This is a genomic window from Arcicella gelida, from assembly GCF_034931025.1.
Classification (GTDB): domain Bacteria; phylum Bacteroidota; class Bacteroidia; order Cytophagales; family Spirosomataceae; genus Arcicella; species Arcicella gelida.
This window is the reverse complement of the sequence record NZ_JAYGIL010000022.1, coordinates 46,696-67,774: the sequence shown is the minus strand read 5'-3', so window position 1 is coordinate 67,774 and position 21,079 is coordinate 46,696. Positions and strand designations below refer to the sequence as shown.

Below are 21,079 nucleotides of genomic sequence, written 5' to 3'. Positions count from 1 at the left end.
TCAATTTTCAATCCTATAAAGATACTCCTCGTTTCCAAGGAATAAAATCATCTTGTCCATTTCTAACGGCACAAATTTCAATTTCGCCACTAGCTACTTTTATTGCGTATTCTAAAATACGTTCGCCAGCCTCCTCTATCGTTTCTTCGCCTTCAATAATAGTACCCGTGTTGATGTCGATAATGTCTGACATCTTTTCGAATAACTTTGTATTCGTTGCAATTTTCACCACTGGAGCAATAGGATTTCCTGTTGGCGTTCCTAAACCAGTGGTAAATAAAACAAGGTTTGCACCCGATGCTACTTCAGCAGTTGTCGATTCCACATCGTTGCCCGGTGTACATAAAAGTGTTAAACCTGCTTTTTTTACTGGTTCTGGATAATCTAAAACAGAAGTTACTGGCGAAGTTCCTCCTTTTTTAGCCGCACCAGCCGATTTAATAGCGTCGGTAATCAATCCATCTTTGATATTGCCTGGTGAAGGATTCATATCAAAACCTGAACCTACAGCCTTGGCACGGTCGTTATAAGTATTTACTAAATGACTGAATAATTTAGCATCTTCTGGGTCTAAACAACGGTCAGTTAATTCTTGCTCAACACCACACAATTCTGGGAATTCAGCTAAAATCACCGAACCACCCAAACCAATCAATAAATCTGAAGTATAACCAATAGCTGGATTTGCTGAAATACCAGAGAAACCATCAGAACCTCCGCACTCTAAACCAATACATAATTTACTCAATGGTGCTGGTTGACGTGTGTTTTGATTTGCTTCAATCAATCCTACAAAAGTTTGTTTTAATGCCTGAGCCATCAATTCAGACTCAGTACCAATATTTTGTTGTTCTAAAATATATAAAGGCTTTTTGAAGTCAGCATCACGTTTAGCGATTTCTTCTTGTAAAATACTTGCTTGTGCATTCTGACATCCTAAACTTAAAACTGTAGCACCCGCACAGTTTGGATGTGTGATATAACCTGCTAATAATCCACAAAGTGCTTGAGCGTCTTGACGAGTACCACCACAACCGCCATCATGTAATAAGAATTTTACGCCATCAACGTTAGGGAAAAGTTTTTGCTTCGCATCTTTCTCTCCTTGACTTTGCAAATAATCTGCTTGTAAAATTTCTTCAATCGTTTTTCCAGCTTTGTATAATGCAATTAAATCATGGGTTTGACTTTGATATTCGTGTTTACGAGCATAACCTAAATCATCTACCAAAGCCTCACGAAGTACTTCAATATTACGGTTTTCACAAAATACCAATGGAATTACCAACCAATAATTAGCCGTTCCAACACTTCCATTTGCACGATGATAACCGTTAAAAGTTCTACCTTCAAACTTTGTTACTGAAGATGGAGCTTCCCATGCAGCTTGGTTTTCACGTAATTCAAAAGAATCTACTGCATGTTTTACATTGAAAATATTGATACTTCCACCTTTATTGATAAATGATTGAGCTTTCCCAACTAATACATTGTACATTCTAATCTCTGCTCCTACTTCAAAATCTTGCATAGCAAATTTGTGTTTAGCAGCAATATCTTCTGTCAGTGTATAAGTCTGACCATCCAATTCCACAGTCTGACCTTTCGATAAATCTGCTAAAGCGACAATCACGTTGTCGTTCGGATGAATTTTTAAAACGTTTCTTTTCACGATGAATATTTGATGATTGGTTAAAATTTTAATTCTTTGAGTTCACAGAATAATTAAACTTAAAAGTAAGACTATGCTCTACTATACTCAACCAATTCACCTTTATTAAGGTATGATTTTAAAGAAGCCTTCACAGTTTTTTCAATCATAAGATTTAAAAACGTTGTTACGCTTTCCGCAAAACCTGTAATACTTGTCAAATCTGTTTCCCAAAGACTTTTATCACTTAAAACCGCCGTTACCAATTCATCACTTGATAAATTAGTCCATTTTGTAAAGAAATATTCTGCTTTATCGTCTTGAATCTGATAATATTCCCCAGCGTGAATGCCATAATATTTGCCATTCTCTTCTTTAACAGCCTTCATGAATAGCAAATAAGCGGCAAATCCAAAAGCAATATATTCAGGTACGCATTGATAAATTTTATGATATTGCAAAAGCGTTGGAATATTTCTCATACGCATTTTAGATGTGTACTGTACCGTAATACTTAACCATTGGTGATCAAGGTTTGGGTTACGGAAACGGTCTAATACTTGCATACCGAATCTTTGTGCTACTTTATCATCTACTTTATAAGGAATACCTAAGCCAATTTCAGCCAACATTAAATTACTGATGAAAGCTGACATTACTTCATTTTGCATGGCTTCTTTCACCGTTTTGAAACCTGCTAAGAAGGCTAAACCACAACTTAAAGTATGCGTACCGTTAAGTAAACGTAATTTTAATTCACGGTATAAATCAATGTTGGGTTCAATAATTACGCCTTCGTCTGCTTGGTGAAACGACAATACGTTTTTCACTTTCTGATTCCCTTCAATTGCCCATAAACGATATACTTCTGACACAATTAATAAATCATCCTGATAACCCAATTCTGCTTCAATATTGGCTTTTACTTCTGCACTTGGTTTTCCCGGTACAATTCTATCAACTAATGAATTACAGAAAGTTACTGACGATTCTAACCAATCAATAAATTCTGACTCTAGTGCATTTCTATGTGCCAATTCAAAAATAATGCCTTCTAATTTTTTGCCATTATCCGTAATTAATTCTGTAGGAACAACCACCATTCCATGTTCTTTACTTCCTTCAAATGCTTTGAATCTAGCATGAAGAAATGCTAATACTTTACCTGGAAATGAAATTGGCGGACTTTGCTTAATATCATCCTGCACCAATTGAATTCCTACTTCGGTAGTATTGGAAGTAATAATCTGTAAGTCAGGATTTTTAGCACATTCCAAAATAGCATCCCATTCTGTTTTAGCAGATAATACTCTGCTAATAGCAGCCGAAACGGTATTTTTCTCAAATACATTTCCTTGCTGAATACCTCTTTCACAAATGGTATAAAGGTTATCTTGACGTTCAAAAGCTTCGGCATCGCCTCCGTCTGTTGATTTCACCACGACGATTCTACCATTAAAAATACCTTGCTGATTGGCTTTATTAATAAAGTAATCTGGCAAACCTCTTAGCAAAACGCCCGTTCCAAATTGTAATACCTTTTCAGGTAAATTAAGCAAAGATTCAGGAAGAGCAGCGTTGCTTTTACTGAGATTTTTATGATTTTGAGAAGTATTCATAATGATTGAAAATCTTTAATAGAGGATACTGTAGTTGGATTGTGAAATATCGACAATCCAACTATTGATTTATATTAATAATGCTTGATTCTTTTTTTAGACTTTAAGATTTTTAGGCTTTAGGACTAAAGGATTTTAGACTTTAGGATGAAGAGATTTCTAGTGTTAGAAAAACAATCACTAATTCACTAAATCGCTAATTCACTAATTATCTACACAAAGTCTGCTCGCATCGGTGAAAAGACATCTATCAATTCTCCTGCTTCTAAGCAAACTGCTCCGTGCAATACTTCAGATGGAACAAAATAGACATCGCCTTCTTTCAGTACTTTTTTATCGTCGCCAATGGTGATTTCAAAAGCACCCGCAGAAACATAACTTATTTGCAAATGTGGATGAGAATGAATCGCTCCGACTCCACCTTTTTCAAAAGCTACTTTCACCAGCATAATGTCATCGTTATAAGACATTACTTTTCTTTTAATGCCTCCTCCGAGTTCCTCCCAAGCTACTTGTTCATCAGTCACTAAGGTTAATTCTTTTACTGACAACATATTATTTTTGATTGCTATATATGTTTTTGGATACTTTCTTACCAAACTCTACTTCCTTCTTCGCTTTTGAAGTATTAGTATTCAATAATTTAATGCCTTGTGAACGCTCACCAGTAATTTTTAACAGTACCTCAGCATTTTCATAGCGAATATCGTCAAGACTTATGTTTTTACTGTTCTGTACCTGCATGGTCGTTTCATCTTTTGTTATCAACGTAACATTTTTCAATGAAATATTTTCCGCTTCAATACAAAGTAAACCAGTGTTGGCTTGTAAAACAGCATTTTCAATAGAGATATTCTTTACGCTCATTTCAGGTAAACCTCTCACTTTAATACCAGTTTCTGCCCCTAAACAATTAATATTAGTTACATGAAATTCTCTAAATTGTGGCGTTGCTTCCGACAAAGGCTGAGCTTGCATTTCTGGTAATTCATCTGATTCTCCATTTAAAGCAACGGGATCTTTGCCAGCATAATACATATCAAACAACACCGCTTCGCCAGCAATTTCTGTCATTTGAATATTATTGACATAAATTTTTTCTACGATTCCACCTCTTCCTCTTGCCGTTTTAAAACGTAAACCCACATCAGTTCCTAAAAAAGAACAATTAGAAACATACATATTTCTCACACCGCCCGACATCTCTGAACCAATTACAAAACCACCATGAGCATGATACACTTTACAATCTTTAATGATAAAGTTTTCTGTTGGCACACCTCTTTTTCTACCTTGTTCATCTCTTCCAGATTTAATCGTAATACCATCATCACCAGTATCGAAAGTGCAATTTTCCATGATGCCATTTCTGCAAGATTCTAAATCAACACCATCGCTATTTTGAGCATACCAATAATTTTTCACATCTACATTTCTCATCGTAATGTGGTCACAAAGTAATGGATGGATTGTCCAAGCAGGTGAATTTTGTAAATGCACACCTTCTAATAAAATGAATTTACAACGAGTAAGACTCAACATATTTGGTCTCAAAAAGCCTTTGATATCTTCATAATCTTTAGCCGTTTTCCCGTTCGTAAGTTTACTTCCTCCAACCACTTTAACGCCTTTTCTTGATTGCTCGTTTGGATACCAAGTATTTTGTTCTTCATCTAAAACACCACCAGATTTTATGAGTTTTTTCCATTGAGCATCCGTTTGTTTACTTTTCTTGATAGCTCTCCAAACATCTCCACCACCATCAATTACGCCATCTCCTGTTAAACCAATATCAATTAAATCAACCCCTGAAATTGGTGCTTGACAACGATAAGCTTCTTCGCCTTCCCAAGTTGTCGCTATGATTGGATAATCATCAATATTTCTACTGAATTGTAAGATTGCTCCTTTAGCAACATGTAAATTCACATTCGATTTCAACACAACTGGACCTGTCAACCATAAGCCACTCGGAATTAAAACTGTACCTCCGCCCGACTCTGCACAAATAGTAATAGCATGATTAATCGCTTCAGTATTTAAAGTAATTCCATTTGACTTTGCTCCGTAACGGATGATATTAAACGTATCCTTTTTAAATACTGGCGTGTAGTACTTTGGTAATTCAAACTCATACTTCTCTTGAAACTCTGATTTCTTTAAAAAGCTCTTTAAGCCAACATTTGCTTCAACAATTCCTTCGGCTACTAAACTTGCCATCACCGAAGCACCATATTTTGAAAAATGTGTATCGTCCGTAACACCTTTTGGAAATTTACCGAAAACACCACCAATATAGTGCATGAATAATTTCTTAGAACCTTCTACTCCATGCTGTTCAATCACTGCTTTACTTTTAGCATGAAGGTCAATCAAGGCTACTCCAAATTCTTTTGCTACAGCTTTTACCACAGCTGGATACTCTCCATGCTGATCGACGAACTGTCTATTACTATCAAACTTTCTACGCATTACGGGCGTAATCAAAACTGGATTTGCACCTTTTGCTCTGGTTTCATTGATAAATTTAATCAGGTTATTTCTATAAGTAGTTTGCGGAGCAGCGTAACGAGTACTGTCGTTGATCTTTTGGTCGTTATGACCAAACTGAATTAAAACCCAATCTCCTTTTTTCAATTGTTGGCTTACTGCATCCCAACGTTTTTCAGTGATAAAACTTTTAGTACTTCTTCCATTTACAGCATGATTTTGTACTTGTACCGCATCATTAAAGTAATTAGGCAAAATCATTCCCCAACCTGTTTCTGGACTATCGGCTGGAGCTTTATTGGCACAAGTTGAATCTCCAATGAGAAATACAGTTACTTTATCATCTGCGCTTTTGAAAGCCATCAGGATAACACAAAATATGATACCTAATATTTTTTTCATTGTTAATAGAGATTGTAATTTTTATAAAATCTTGAGAGTGAAATAAACTGTCGGTTTAGATATTCAATCAAAAACCGACAGGTAAGAAAACTAAATATTCTTATCTTAAAGATGGAATTTCTACAAAATCCATATCCGTAAATAGTTGATTTTCGCCAGCCATTGCCCAAATAAATGAGTAATTAGCCGTGCCACAACCTGAGTGAATTGACCAAGGTGGTGAAATAATCGCTTGGTGATTTGAAACAAATAAATGGCGAGTTTCCTGAGGTTGTCCCATCAAATGTAATACTGCTTGATTCTGAGGAACATCAAAGTAACAATATACTTCCATTCTACGGTCGTGGGTGTGTGCTGGCATTGTATTCCAAACACTACCATTTGCCAATACGGTTAAGCCCATTACTAATTGACAACTACGGATACCATCTAAATGAATGTATTTGTAAATCGTTCTTTCATTAGAAGTAAGATTACTTCCCAAATTTACTGGTGAAGCCTCTTCTTTTTTCATCAAACGTGTTGGATAAGCTTGATGAGCTGGTGAAGAAATCAAAAAGTACTGAGCAGGATTATTGGCATCTATACTTTCAAATGAAACTGTCTGAACGCCTTTTCCTAAATACAAACAATCTAATTTGTTAATCAAAAATGCTTCTCCATCAGCCGTAATTTTGCCATCTCCACCAACATTGATGATACCTAATTCTCTTCTTTCCAAAAAGTATTCACTTTTCAAAGCATCATAATTTGGTAAACTTACCGTTTCACCAACTGGCATTACGCCACCAGTGATTACTCTATCGTAATGCGTATAAGTTAAACTTACTTGGTTCGCTTCAAACAATTTTTCGATTAAAAAATTAGCTCTTAAGCTTTCCGTATTCATTCCAGCCACTTCTTTTGGGCTACTTTCGTATCTACTTTGCATAGGATTAAATATAAATAATTGAATAATAAAATTATAGGATGATTAGCGTCCCATCCAACCACCATCTACTACTAAAATCGTTCCGTTTACGTAAGCACCTGCTTCAGAAGCCAAGAATACTACTGGACCCATGAAATCAGAAGGCTCGCCCCAACGACCAGCAGGAATACGGTCTAAAATTGATTTACTTCTTTCAGCATCTGCTCTTAAAGCAGCAGTATTATCTGTAGCGATATAACCTGGAGCAATCGCATTTACATTAACCCCTTTTGAAGCCCACTCATTTGCCAAAGCTTTTACTACACTACTAATTGCACCTTTTGAAGCTGCATAACTAGGAACATTAATACCACCTTGGAAACTTAATAAAGAAGCGGTAAAAATAATTTTACCCGAACCTCTTGCTACCATATCTCTACCGAATTCACGAGCTAGAATAAACTGAGCATCCAAATTGATTGATAATACTTTATCCCAATATTCGTCAGAATGTTCTGCCGCTGGATTTCTCAAAATCATACCAGCATTATTAATTAAAATATCAACTTGTGGATGATTTGACTTTACTTCGTTAATAAAAGCATACAGGGTAGTTCTATCACTTAAATCTACATTATAACCAGTAAAATTTCTTCCAAAACCTCTCACTCCTTTTTCAATTTCACTATTTTCAGGTTCTAGCGTAAGGGCTGCACAAATGATGTCTGCTCCTGCTTCCGCTAAAGCCAATGCCATTCCCATTCCGATACCTCTGTCACAACCAGTAACCAAAGCCACTTTACCTTCTAAACTAAATAATGATGATAAACTCATAAGTTTCTTTTTTTAATTATTCCAAGATTTTAAAAATTTAGCAGAAAATTTGTCCTACTAAGCCCTGAACAAACCTATACTTAATAAATACAGCGTTCAAGTAAATATTAGAATATTTTTATGCAAACGTTATCGGGAACGTTCTCATCAAGAAACATTTTTAGACTTATTCAATAGATTTTGATACTTTTAGTAGAATATCATAGTTTTAGTTATTTTTAGGTCATAAAAAACTCATACTTTTGTAATTGTACAAATCAAAGAACAAACCATTGGAACTGATTACCATCAAAGATATTGCTAAAGCATTGAATTTATCCACTTCCACAGTGTCAAGAGCTTTGCGTGGAAGCTACGAAATTAATCCTGATACTAAAAAACTGGTTATTGAATATGCCGAGAAGTATAACTATCGACCAAACCCAATTGCACTGAGCTTAAAAGAGAACAAAAGCAGGTCAATTGGAGTAATTGTTCCTGAAATTGATAATCCTTTTTTCTCACAAGTAATCAATGGTATTGAAGCCATTTCGTACAACAGAGGCTATCATGTTGTAATTTTTCAAAGTCATGAATCCTTTGAAAGAGAAAGTATTAATCTTAAACACATTGCTTCAAGAAGAGTTGATGGCTTGTTAATTTCTTTGGCTGGAGAAACTAACGACATTTCTCAGCTTAAAGAGCTTCATGAAAAAGGAATGCCTATTGTTTTATTTGATAGAGTTTCGGATGAAATTAACACCCACAAAGTAATCTCTGACAATTTTGAAGGAGCATTTACTGCTACCGAACACCTTATTCGTGAAGGCAGAAGAAGAATTGCACACATTACTGCTTCGCCTTATTTATCAATTACAAAAGAAAGAGTAAAAGGTTATATCGCAGCCCTCAACAAATATGAAATTCCAGTTGATAAAGCCATGATTAAATACTCCAATTATTCTTCAGAAAATATGGAATTAATCATAGACGAACTTTTATCTGAAACAAATCCTCCAGACGGAATTTTAACGGTAAGCGATAGACTCGCTTTAGGTTGTTTGGCTACTTTAAAAACAAAAAATATTACGATTCCTGAGCAAATTTCTATTGTTGGCTTTACAAATCTCAAGGCTGCCTCTATGTTAGAACCAGCCTTGACGACCGTCGTTCAACCTTCTTTGCAGATGGGTCAACGTTCAGCTGAATTATTGTTGGATTTAATTGAGCGAAAAAGCTCAAGTATTCCTACGACTTATCAAACATTCAAACTTTATACAGAATTGATTATTAGGGATTCTTCGATTGTTTCAATCTGATGATTTGGCTATCGGATTTCGGATGTCAGCTATCATTAAGGCAAAAGACAGAAGAGCTATCCTATCCGACAGCCCAAAGCAGATAGACAAAATCCTAGACAGTCACCATTGCCTTAATCACTCTTGAACTTGGATCCAGCCATGATTCAAAAACATCTGGTAATTCTTCAAACGCTGCTTCATGCGTAAGCCAAGCCTGTGTTTGAATTTTTCCTTCTTCCATATTTTTAATAATCATTTTAAAATCAGCTGGAAGTGAATTTCTACTAGCAAAAAGCGTCATTTCCTTACGATGAAAATCTGGATCAAAGAAAGTAACATCTCCTTGAAAAAGACCTACGAAAACCAATTTTCCACCAAAAGCTAAATAAGAAAAAGATTTCATCATTGATTGAGGGTTACCAGTAGCATCAAAAACAATCGTTGGCAATGCTCCATTCAAAGTAGCTTTTAAATCATCAGATGTAAAGCCCTCTTTCGCTAATACGGAAACATCAGTATCGAATAGTTCTTTAGCAAAATCAAGTCTTTGAACATTGAAATCCATTACTGCTATTTTAGCCCCATGCAATTTTGCAAACTGAATGACAGATAAACCAATCGGACCAGCACCAATCACTAACACAATATCATTCTGACTAACACTTGCTCTTTGTACAGCATGAGCACCAATACCCAACGTTTCTACTAAAGCCAATTGTTCATAGCCCAAAATTTTTGAACGATGTAATTTATGAGCAGGAATTTTCACGTACTCAGTCATTCCGCCATCCGTATGCACACCCATTACTTTGATGTTCTCACAGCAGTTTTGTTTGTTATTCAAACAAGCCTGACATTTTCCACAATTTAGATATGGCTCAACAGATACTTTATCGCCAATACTTAATTCACTTGTATTTACCGCCTTTCCCAAAGCAATAACCTCCGCTCCTAATTCATGACCTAGTACTCTTGGATACGAAAAAAAAGGTTGTTTTCCTCGATAAGCATGATAATCCGTTCCACAAATACCAATTTTATGAATTTTGATAAGTGCTTCATTATCGGCCAACTTATCATCAATTTCCCTTGAGATTAACTGAAACTCGCCAGGTTGATTTAGAATAATTGTTTTCACTAATTTTAATATATTTAATTATTATGCTTGATTAAAAACTATACCGAAATCATTTGTAAAGACATTAGCGTCTCAACTGCGAACGAATGAGTTCGCAGTTGATTTTGACTAAACATTACAAATAACTATCTGATTAAACCTATAAGGATTTCCTTAATTATCTTATAATGAGAATTTAGAGCATAAATCCTTATAGGTTTATACGCTAAAAATCAGATTTATGCTTTTACTTTCGAACCTTTCCAACCGAAGTAAAAAACGACAAAGAAGCAAATTAACGGAACAGCATAAGCCACTTGAATACTCATCAAATCTGACATTCTGCCCATGATAAGTGGAAATATTGCTCCACCCACGATTGACATAATTACTAAAGACGAACCAATTTTTGTTTCTTTCCCCAACGATTGAATACTTAAAGAAAAAATGGTTGGGAACATGATTGACATGAAGAACTCTACTCCAATCAAAGCATATACCGAAATCATTCCGCCATAAATAACTACCACAGTTAACAAAATAATATTTACCAAAGCGTATATGGCTAGCAGTATATTTGGACTAATATATTTCATTAAGAAAGTACCAATGAATCGACCAACCATAAAACATAATAATGCAGCCGATAAATAATTCGCTGCTGTTTTTTCATCAATACCAGCCGTTTTTCCTAAATAGCGAATAAAAAAGCTAGATACACACACTTGCGCTCCTACATAAAAAAACTGAGCAGCAATTCCCCAAACCAAATGTTTATGACGCATAATCGACTGGCTACCTGTTGGTAATTCTATATCATGACCAGCCTCAGTAATTTCAGGTAATTTACTTTTGTACAATAAAACAGCTACCAATAACACGATAATCCCGATGATTAAATAAGGCAATTTTACAGTTGCGGCTTCGCCATCTAAAAACGCACTCATTTGTTCTGTTGACATCGAAGCTGTCTCGACACTCGTTAAAGTATTCCCAGATAAAATAAAAAGTCCCCCCAATAACGGAGCAATCGTTGCAGCCAAACCATTGAAAGATTGCGCAAGATTTAGTCTTTGTGCTGCTCCTTCGGGTTCACCCAGTACAGTCATGTAAGGATTAGCTGCTGTTTCTAAAAATGTTAATCCACTAGCAATCACAAATAAAGCTGTTAAGAAAAGTCCAAAAACTCTTGTATTAGCAGCAGGAATAAATAAGAATGCACCAATAGCAAATAAAAGTAGGCCTGCAATAATACCAGTTTTATAACCAAATCGTTTCATTACCATCCCTGCTGGTATTGCCATGATGAAATATGCAATAAAAAAAGAGCCATCAATTAATGAAGATTGAAAATCTGATAACTGACAAGCTTTTTTGAGGTGTGGAATTAGAATCGGATTTAAATTATGTGCAAATCCCCAAAGGAAAAACAAGGTAGTCAATAAAATAAAAGGTACTAAATATCTGTTTTTCATAAATAAATATATTAATAGTTTAAGATTGATACATGTTGAATCGTCTATAACAAGTAGAAAAAATCATAAACTACTCTTCTTTTTCATTAATAATTTGATAATACAAAGAAAAAACATTTACAAACATATATCATTCACATTATTATCAAAGATTTATGGTATTTTAGCATGATTCTTTCTGCTTTACCACTTAAATAGAGATTTTTGTATAAAAATTAAGATAGTAGGTCAAAGTACAAAACCAATAGGTCAAAAAAAAAGCTCATGGCTCAAAGCTACCAGCTCTTAGCTTAAATTAAAGATATGTTTTCATTTTTCAAAAAATCATCAGATACTCCTAAAGTCACAGATTTTTCATTTATTGGTACGGATATTCATTCTCATCTCATTCCAGGAATTGATGATGGCTGTACAAATATTGAAAACTCAATTATTTGTATTCAAAAATTAAAAGAATTAGGCTTCTCCAAAATCATTACTACGCCACACATCATGGCAGAAGTATATCCGAATACGCCTGAAGTCATTAAAGCAGGATTAAAAACATTAAAAGAAGCCTTAGTAGAAGCTAATATTGATATTGAAATAGAAGTAGCTGCAGAATATAAGATAGATGAGCAATTTACAGGATTATTAGAAAGCGATAATTTATTAACCTTCGGAGATAAATATATTCTAGTAGAGTTTTCATTTGTGGCGGCACCAATCAATTTAGAATCTACTATTTTTAATTTACGGACAAAAGGGTATCGTCCTATCATTGCACATCCTGAAAGGTATTTATACTTGAGTGAAAACCTTAGTAAATTTGAAGAATTAAAGGCATTGGGCTGTCATTTACAGCTAAACTTAATGTCTTTAGTAAATCAGTATGGAGGGAAAGCCAATGAAGTTGCCAATAAACTATTAGATATGAATGTATATGAGTTCTTTGGAACAGATTTACACAGACCAGAAGATTTGAGAATATTAAACAAAGTATTACAGTCCAAAAGTATTCTCAGTAAAATATCAAAAATGAAGCACTTGAACCAGAAAGTATAAAAGAAAAAGGCTTGAGAATTTAGTTCTCAAGCCTTTTTCTTTCAATTAATATGCCATATCTTCTCCCCTAAACATATTATAAACTGTCATTATCACAATTTTAAAGTCTAACCAAGGCGTCCAGTTTTCAATATACCAAATATCAAATACAACCCTTTTCCGCATCAAACTAAAATCTTTTGTTTCTCCTCTCAAACCGTTTACTTGCGCCCAACCAGTTACTCCTGGTTTTACCCAATTACGTAAAGCATAATTATTAATCAAAGCCTGACTTTCAATATTATGTTGTACAGCATGTGGTCTAGGACCAACAACTGACATCGAGCCACCTATTACATTTAAAAATTGTGGAAGTTCATCTAAATTAGTTTTTCTCAAAAATCTACCGATTTTAGTAATTCTTGGGTCATTTTCAGTAGTTTGTTGGAATTTACCATCGACTATTACTTTACTTTCGCTATACATAGTCCTAAACTTCAAACAACGAATGATTTCTTTATTTCGTCCCCATCTTTCCTGAATAAAGAAAATACTCCCTTTTGATTCAAGCCTAATAAGGATTGCGATGATTGGAAACAGCCAAGAAAAAATAAATACCGACAGCAATAGACTAAAAACTAAGTCAATAGTTCTCTTGATAAGTCTCCAGTGTAATTGATTTAAAGGTTCATCTCTTACAGTAATCATCGGAAAGTTACCGAACATACCCATTTTAAATTTATTTGAGCTAAACCTAAAGTAATCGGGAATAATTCTAGTCCTAATGGCATTTCGTTCGCCAGCAGCTATAATTTTATCTAGCTGTTGTTTATTGAACTGAGGCATCGCAACGACAATTTCATCAATACCATTCTCAACAATAATTTTATCAACCTCCTCAAAATTACCTTTATACAAACCATTGAGATACACAGACTTTGTTTCATCTATAAAACCTACTGGATTATAACCAAATTGAGTATTATTCTTTACAAAATCAAAAAAAGAAATACCCATTTCCGAACTACCTACAATTAACAGATTTCTAGTATTTCTACCTTTTTTCCTAAGGAATTGGAAAAACTTTTTTAATAAATATTTTTTGATAGCAAGAAACAAAAAAAGCATCCCACAATATTCACCAACAAACCTACGGGCGTTGTCTCTATCGTTAAGAAAGAACAAAAAGAGGATAATCACTAATGCTTGAATAGCAATTACTGGTACTAATAGTAAAAATTCATCAATAAACTTAAGCGTTCTAAAATCATCATAAACATGAATAATTTTACTTGAAAAATACCAAACTATTACCAAAAGTACAAAAACCTCTCTATCGTGAATAAAACTATTACGATTACTAACTACCGAAGTCAGATAAAAAGATAATGACAACACTAAAATATCAGTGAGCAATCGTAAATAATAATGTTCTCTTCCAAAGTAGTCTTTCATCATAAATTTATATTTAATGTGCTATTGATTGAGTTCTCCTGAGGCAAATTTACAATCTATGTTGGATAGTCACAAAAAAATCTATTAAACGGTATATTTATAAGCTTCAAACTATCTAAAAAAACTGAGTCAAAGCTTACAAAAAAACATTACCAACTTGTAATTTCCTGATATACAGTACCATAAACAATAGTTTTCTTATAAATTTCAATTTAAATAGAAAATAAAATATTTACAAAATAAACACAATAAAAATCAAAATATTACAATATTTTGATTTAAATGACAAAAGCAATACAACATAATATCGTATTGCTTTTTATTTATTATTGAAAATCATCATTCTCAATAAATTAATATGCCATTTCTTCTCCTTTAATTACATTATAAACTGTCATGAATATAATTTTAAAATCCAACCCCAAAGACCAATTTTCAATATACCAAATATCGTATTTCACTCTTTGTTCCATCTGCTCAATAGTTTTTGTTTCTCCTCTATATCCATTTACTTGAGCCCATCCTGTGATTCCCGGCTTAATCCAATGTCTCACTAAATAACTATCTACTTCATCTTTAGTACGAATATTATGTTCATGAGCATGTGGTCTTGGACCAACTATTGACATATCACCTAATAATACATTGATAAATTGAGGCAATTCATCTAGGCTGGATGATCTTAAAAACTGACCTAACTTTGTAATTCTTGGATCATTCATTTGAGCCTGATTAAATGTACCCTTTTCGGTAACATCTTTACTCTCAGCTTTCATTGATCTAAACTTAAAACATTTGAATTTTTTATTATCCTTACCCCAACGATATTGCCTAAAAAACACTGGCCCTTTAGAATCCAACTTGATTAAGATAGCCACGATAGGAAATAACCATGAGAAAATAAATACAAAGACAAATAATGAGAATACAATATCAAAAACTCTTTTTACTAATCTCCAATGATATTCCTGTAAAGGCTCACTTCTAAAAGTAATTAATGGATAGTTACCAAAAAACTTGAATTGTAATCTACTTGGATAATAAGTAATGTAACTTGGAACAATTTTAGTTCTGATTGCCCTTCTCTCTGATAATACAAATATTTTTTGCATTAAATGATTGGAAATCTCTTCAGTAGTGATAATAATTTCATCAATTTTATAATCCTCATTCATTGTTAGAAATTTCTGCAAATCTCCTAAATAAGTGTTCCCTCCAAAATCATAGCCCTCTTCCTCTTTAGCGATAATACCAATTACTTTAAATCCATAATGCGGATTATCTTGAATTTGTGATATTAGATTTGAAGTAATTTCATTATAACCAACAAATACTACATTTTTTATATTACCTCCTTTTTGACGGTACTTCAATAGTATTTTTTTAATAATATAGTTTTTAATAATTAAGACGATTGATAGAATGATAATATATGCTAGTACAAATCTTCGAGTATATTCATGTCTATTCAAAATGAATAAAACCTGTCCAGCTATAATAGATTGAACAAGAACATTCTGAAAGATTAACAACAATTCTCCTATATATCTTTCCGTTCTAAAGTCATCATAAGTATTTGATATTTTAGTGGAAAAATACCAACCTATAATAAGTAATATTAATAATATGCTATCACTTTTTTCAAATTCAGGTTTAGTGATAAATGAAGAAAATACAAAAACACATACGATAGCGATGATATCAGACAACAACCTGAAATAACTCACTTTACTTATACTTTGAGGCATAATAGAAAATATTTATTGGGATGTTAGCGAATTATAAATGTCGAATGACAATAATTGGATTTAAACTTTTAACTCAAAATGAAAGACAATTATTTCTTAGAATATTGACAAAAACAGTATAATTGTTACCGTTTAATAAATTGATGCTTTATTTCAACTAAATTTAGCTTAAATAATCGTAAATTTGAATACAATTTAGTTTTGTTTATCATTTACATATCTTAAACCTCCTTTACATTATGAGCAATGAATCAAAATACACACTTCAAATATGGGGAAGAATTACTTTAATCATCCTTTTGGCAGCACTGACTTATTTTATTAATTTTTAAGGATAAAATAAGTATTAAAAAAGCCACCATCTTGTAAGATTGGTGGCTTTTTGATGGTTTATATCTAAACATATTTTTCATCTATCTTCGCTGCATCTGCCACAAAAGTTTTGACTTGTTGCTCCTGTTCTTTCTGACAAATCATCAGTACATTATCGAACTCCGCAATAATGTAGCCATCCAAACCATGTACTACCACCAATCTTTCTTTAGGCGTTTTGACAATTGTATTTTTCACATTATACAACATGACATTACCATCAACCACAGTATTACTCTCATCTTTAGCCGACACCTCATAAAGCGATTTCCAAGTACCTAAATCAGACCAACCTATATCACCAAGTACTACATAAACATTATTAGCTTTCTCTAAAATAGCATAATCAATAGAAATACTCTCACAACTAGGATAAATTTCATTTATAAAACCCTGTTCTTCTAAACGATAATAGTATTCGTTCCCTTTTTCAAAGATATTTGCAAGTGCTGTACTGTAATCAAAAAATGCTTTTTTGATAGTTTTGGCAGTCCAAATAAATATACCAGCATTCCAAACGTAATTACCGCTGGCGATAAACTCATTTGCTAATGCCAGGTTAGGCTTTTCCCTAAAACTTTCTACCTTAAGCACCTCTGCCTTTTCATTTTGCTCAAATTGGATATAACCATAACCTGTATCAGGTCTAGTTGGACGAATACCTAAAGTTACAATAGCTCCATTTTTTTCACTTTCAACTAAACATATTTTAATCTTATCCTTAAAAGTCTCCTCTTTCAGTATAATATGATCAGCTGGGGCAACTACGATATTGGCATCGGGGTTAAGACTAGCTATTTTAAAGCTAGCATAAGCAACACATGGAGCTGTATTTTTTCTGCATGGCTCCATAAGTATCTGCTCATCCTTCAAAAAAGGTAATTGTTGCTTTACTAAATCAACATAAATATCACTAGTGACTATATAGATGTTCTCAGGCAAACATATTCCCTCAAACCTATCTGCTGTTTGTTGTAATAGCGTTCTACCAGTACCTAAAACATCGTGAAATTGTTTAGGGTTATTAGTTCTACTGAAAGGCCAAAAGCGAGTACCAACTCCCCCTGCCATGATTACCACATAATTATTTTTCATTCTGATGTGTTTGCTAATATAATTAACCTCTTAAACATTACGAAAAAGCTGTTTAGCTTTTTGCACTTAACACTTTAATGCATATGGCCAAACTATCTCTCCAATAAGGAATTTCAATTCCTAATGAGCTTTTAATCTTACTTTTATCCATTACAGAATAAGTAGGTCTTGTTGCTTTTGTAGGATATTCTATTGTTTTTAGAGGCTTTACTTTAACTGGACAATTAGACAATTCAAAAATTGCTTTAGCAAAATCGTACCAAGAAGTTACACCTTCATTACTATAATGATATAAACCATAAGCGTCACTTTTAGAAGTAATTATTTCCAAAATACAACCAGCTAAATCAACTGCATAAGTTGGCGAACCTACTTGGTCAATAATAACCCCTAATTCATCTCGCTCTTTACCTAATCGTAGCATTGTTTTAACAAAATTATTAGCAAATTCAGAATACAACCAACTTGTTCTTAAGGTAAAATATTGATTGGTGATTTGTGCAATTGCTTGTTCTCCTTCTAATTTTGTTAATCCATATACGTTGATAGGTTCTGCCACATCTTCCTCATTCAAGGCTTTAGGTACATTTCCTTCAAATACAAAATCTGTGGAAATATGAATTAAAATTGTGTTATGCTCCACACAAGCATTGGCAATATTTTCAGCACCTGTTTTATTGATTAATCTTGACAAATCAACCTCATCTTCCGCCTTATCTACAGCAGTATATGCTGCACAATTAATAACATATTGAGGTTGGTATTGCTCAAATAAACTTTTCAACAAAGCAGTGTCAACTATATTTCCTTGAACCTCATCTAAATAGATTAATCCTTCTATTTTACGGGTATCGGCGACTTTCTTTAGACATTGACCTAACTGCCCAACACCTCCAAAAACTAAAATATTCATATTATCTTATATTAAACAAAATATGATTCAAATGTTGGTAGTATCAAATCCTTATCAGATATATTAGGGTTTTCAACTGGCCACTCAATCTTCAGAACAGGGTCATTCCAAATAATTCCACCTTCTGATGCTTTATTATATCCTGCAGTACATTTATAAGAGAATATACTATCTTCTAAAGCTAAAAAACCATGAGCAAAACCAACTGGAATATAAACCATTTTATTAGACTTTCCATCTAACTCAAAAAACTCCCATTTTCCAAAAGTTGGAGAATCAGGTCTAATATCAACTGCTACATCGAGTACTCTTCCTGTAATTACTCTAACTAGTTTCCCCTGAGCAAATTCTCCTTGTTGAAAATGTAAGCCTCTTAAAACTCCCTTTACAGAGAAAGATTGATTGTCTTGAACAAATTCTGATGGCAAACCCTGCTTAGCCCATGTAATACTATTAAATGACTCAAAAAATACTCCTCTAGCATCTTCAAATACAGTAGGTTCAATAATTAACACATCCTTTAAACTAGCTTCTGTTACTTTCATCTTTGATATTTTTTTATGCTATAGCTTGATTTAAATTATGCTTTCAACAACCCCAAAAGGTATTTTCCATACCCACTTTTAACGAGTGGTTCTGCTACTTTTCTGAGTTGTTCTTCATCAATGAATCCCATTCTGTAAGCCACTTCTTCGATACAACCTACTTTTAATCCTTGTCTTTCTTCAATGACTTGTACAAATTGTCCTGCTTGCATCAATGAAACAAAAGTTCCAGTATCTAACCAAGCTGTTCCTCTATTCAATACACCAACTTTCAGTTTACCTTGTTTTAGGTATTCTTTGTTCACATCTGTGATTTCATATTCTCCTCTTGGCGAAGGTGCAATATTTTTAGCAATTTCAACCACTGAGTTATCATAAAAGTATAAACCTGGTACTGCATAATTTGACTTTGGTTCAACTGGCTTTTCTTCAATAGAAAGTACATTGAAATCATTATCAAATTCTACTACGCCATATCTTTCTGGGTCATGTACTTGGTAGGCATATACCACTCCGCCTTCTGGGTCGTTGTTAGATTGAAGTAATTTACTCAATCCACTTCCGTAGAAAATATTATCACCTAAAACTAAAGCGACTTTATCATCTCCAATAAATTCTTCTCCAATCACAAAAGCCTGAGCTAATCCATTTGGTAAGGGCTGCTCTGCATATTCAAATCTACAGCCTACTTGTGAACCATCTCCCAAAAGCTTTTTGAAATGTGGTAAATCGTGAGGAGTTGAAATAATTAAGATTTCTTTAATGCCCGCCAACATCAAAATAGAAAGCGGATAGTAAATCATCGGTTTGTCGTAAACAGGCATTAATTGTTTACTTACTGCTAAGGTTAGTGGATGAAGACGGGTTCCCGAACCACCAGCTAGAATAATTCCTTTCATTTTTTATCGGTTTATCGGTTTGTGTACATCGAATCGTAATACTTTTGATAATTCCCCGAAGTAACATTATCAAGCCATTCTTGGTTGTTCAAAAACCAATCTACGGTTTTCTCAAGACCTTCTTCAAATTGTAATGATGGTTTCCAACCTAATTCGTTCATGATTTTTGTGGCATCAATAGCGTATCTTAAATCATGTCCAGCACGGTCAGTTACATAAGTAATTAACTGTTCTGAAGTTCCCTCTGGTCTTCCAAGTTTACTGTCCATCGTTTTGCAAACCAACATAACGATGTCAATATTTTTCCATTCGTTAAATCCACCGATATTGTAAGTTTCGCCAAGTACTCCGTCATGGAAAACGGTATCAATTGCTCTAGCATGGTCAACTACAAACAACCAATCTCTTACATTTTCGCCTTTCCCATACACTGGCAATGGTTTATTATTCAATATATTGTGAATCATTAAAGGCAATAATTTCTCAGGGAAATGATTCGGGCCATAGTTATTAGAACAGTTCGTAATAACAACGGGTAACTTATAAGTATTACCATAAGCTCTTACAAAGTGATCAGACGAAGCTTTTGAAGCAGAGTAAGGAGAACGAGGGTCATAAGGAGTTGTCTCTGTAAAGAAATCTTCTGGATTGTGTAATTCTCCATAAACCTCATCGGTAGAAACATGATAAAAACGTTTCCCTTCATAACCAGATGCTTTCCAAGTATTTTTAGCAGCGTTTAATAAATTACAAGTACCTACAACATTGGTCATGACAAAAGCCATTGGTTCAGAGATAGAACGGTCAACATGAGACTCTGCAGCTAAATGAATAACCCCATCAAACTGATGTTCTGCAAATAATGCGTCGATAAAACTAGCATCAACAATATCGCCTTTTACAAAAGTATAATTAAGTTGATTTTCAATATCTCTTAAATTCTCTAAATTCCCAGCATAAGTTAATTTATCCAAATTAAATATTTGATATTCAGGATATTTAGTAACGAATAGTCTGACAACATGTGAGCCAATAAAACCCGCTCCACCTGTGATTAATAGTTTCTTCATAAATTGAAATGTGTTAAATATTGTATGCACAACGACGTATCGACACTATTTTACCCAAAAATTCACAAAGTTTCATATTTATACTACTTTATTAAGACATTTCTAAAGTATATTTATTTCCCAGTTTGAGAAATAAATATACTTATCTTGAGTTCATGTAAAAATAGACTTCATTCAAGAA

At 33.6% G+C, this 21,079-nt stretch carries 17 protein-coding genes; 2 read left to right on the top strand and 15 right to left on the bottom strand.

Features of this window, described 5'->3' with window-relative positions:
* Positions 1-13: 13 nt before the first annotated feature.
* The 6 genes from VB776_RS16765 to VB776_RS16740 all read right to left on the bottom strand — a co-directional run bounded on the left by VB776_RS16765 (position 14) and on the right by VB776_RS16740 (position 7,906).
* On the bottom strand, positions 14-1,672 hold the full coding sequence (locus VB776_RS16765) for a UxaA family hydrolase (protein WP_323698014.1): 1,659 nt from the start codon (positions 1,670-1,672) through the stop codon (positions 14-16).
* 71 nt (positions 1,673-1,743) lie between these two features.
* Positions 1,744-3,270 (bottom strand): tagaturonate reductase, encoded by a 1,527-nt coding sequence (locus VB776_RS16760; RefSeq protein ID WP_323698013.1) that lies wholly within the window; start codon positions 3,268-3,270, stop codon positions 1,744-1,746.
* Positions 3,271-3,482: 212 nt separating this feature from the next.
* Complete coding sequence (locus VB776_RS16755; RefSeq protein WP_323698012.1) at positions 3,483-3,824, bottom strand: cupin domain-containing protein; 342 nt, start codon at positions 3,822-3,824, stop codon at positions 3,483-3,485.
* A gap of 1 nt (position 3,825) precedes the next feature.
* Positions 3,826-6,162: a glycosyl hydrolase family 28 protein gene (locus tag VB776_RS16750; RefSeq protein WP_323698011.1), complete on the bottom strand. Its 2,337-nt coding sequence runs from the start codon at positions 6,160-6,162 to the stop codon at positions 3,826-3,828.
* Between the two features lie 100 nt (positions 6,163-6,262).
* Positions 6,263-7,093 carry a 5-dehydro-4-deoxy-D-glucuronate isomerase gene (gene kduI, locus VB776_RS16745; protein WP_323698010.1) on the bottom strand — a complete coding sequence of 277 codons (831 nt, stop codon included), beginning with the start codon at positions 7,091-7,093 and terminating at the stop codon, positions 6,263-6,265.
* 42 nt (positions 7,094-7,135) lie between these two features.
* Positions 7,136-7,906: an SDR family oxidoreductase gene (locus tag VB776_RS16740; protein ID WP_323698009.1), complete on the bottom strand. Its 771-nt coding sequence runs from the start codon at positions 7,904-7,906 to the stop codon at positions 7,136-7,138.
* Positions 7,907-8,178: 272 nt separating this feature from the next.
* On the opposite strand from VB776_RS16740, the gene VB776_RS16735 reads away from it, so the two are divergent.
* Positions 8,179-9,204, top strand: coding sequence for a LacI family DNA-binding transcriptional regulator (locus VB776_RS16735; protein ID WP_323698008.1), 1,026 nt, complete (start codon positions 8,179-8,181; stop codon positions 9,202-9,204).
* 94 nt (positions 9,205-9,298) lie between these two features.
* Here the strand turns inward: VB776_RS16735 and VB776_RS16730 are convergent, their stop codons facing one another.
* Together VB776_RS16730 and fucP are read right to left on the bottom strand one after the other, a co-directional pair.
* Entirely contained in the window at positions 9,299-10,324 is a 1,026-nt protein-coding gene (locus tag VB776_RS16730; RefSeq protein ID WP_323698006.1) for a zinc-binding alcohol dehydrogenase family protein, read from the bottom strand.
* Positions 10,325-10,542: 218 nt separating this feature from the next.
* Positions 10,543-11,778, bottom strand: coding sequence for an L-fucose:H+ symporter permease (fucP, locus tag VB776_RS16725; protein ID WP_323698004.1), 1,236 nt, complete (start codon positions 11,776-11,778; stop codon positions 10,543-10,545).
* Between the two features lie 303 nt (positions 11,779-12,081).
* Here fucP and VB776_RS16720 point away from each other — a divergent pair, with 303 nt between their 5' ends.
* Positions 12,082-12,822, top strand: a complete 741-nt coding sequence (locus tag VB776_RS16720) for a tyrosine-protein phosphatase (RefSeq protein ID WP_323698002.1) — start codon at positions 12,082-12,084, stop codon at positions 12,820-12,822.
* Between the two features lie 45 nt (positions 12,823-12,867).
* Here VB776_RS16720 and VB776_RS16715 read toward each other — a convergent pair whose 3' ends face one another.
* The 7 genes from VB776_RS16715 to rfbB all read right to left on the bottom strand — a co-directional run bounded on the left by VB776_RS16715 (position 12,868) and on the right by rfbB (position 20,898).
* A complete protein-coding gene (locus VB776_RS16715; protein WP_323698000.1) occupies positions 12,868-14,259 on the bottom strand; it encodes an undecaprenyl-phosphate glucose phosphotransferase in 1,392 nt (463 codons plus the stop codon).
* Positions 14,260-14,609: 350 nt separating this feature from the next.
* Positions 14,610-16,004, bottom strand: a complete 1,395-nt coding sequence (locus VB776_RS16710) for an undecaprenyl-phosphate glucose phosphotransferase (protein WP_323697998.1) — start codon at positions 16,002-16,004, stop codon at positions 14,610-14,612.
* Between the two features lie 396 nt (positions 16,005-16,400).
* Positions 16,401-17,471, bottom strand: coding sequence for a mannose-1-phosphate guanylyltransferase (locus VB776_RS16705; protein WP_323697996.1), 1,071 nt, complete (start codon positions 17,469-17,471; stop codon positions 16,401-16,403).
* 52 nt (positions 17,472-17,523) lie between these two features.
* On the bottom strand, positions 17,524-18,384 hold the full coding sequence (gene rfbD / locus VB776_RS16700; RefSeq protein ID WP_323697995.1) for a dTDP-4-dehydrorhamnose reductase: 861 nt from the start codon (positions 18,382-18,384) through the stop codon (positions 17,524-17,526).
* Between the two features lie 11 nt (positions 18,385-18,395).
* Positions 18,396-18,929 carry a dTDP-4-dehydrorhamnose 3,5-epimerase gene (rfbC, locus tag VB776_RS16695; protein ID WP_323697994.1) on the bottom strand — a complete coding sequence of 178 codons (534 nt, stop codon included), beginning with the start codon at positions 18,927-18,929 and terminating at the stop codon, positions 18,396-18,398.
* Positions 18,930-18,964: 35 nt separating this feature from the next.
* Positions 18,965-19,828: a glucose-1-phosphate thymidylyltransferase RfbA gene (gene rfbA / locus VB776_RS16690; RefSeq protein WP_323697992.1), complete on the bottom strand. Its 864-nt coding sequence runs from the start codon at positions 19,826-19,828 to the stop codon at positions 18,965-18,967.
* An 11-nt stretch (positions 19,829-19,839) separates the two neighbouring features.
* A complete protein-coding gene (rfbB, locus tag VB776_RS16685; protein ID WP_323697990.1) occupies positions 19,840-20,898 on the bottom strand; it encodes a dTDP-glucose 4,6-dehydratase in 1,059 nt (352 codons plus the stop codon).
* Positions 20,899-21,079: the final 181 nt, after the last annotated feature.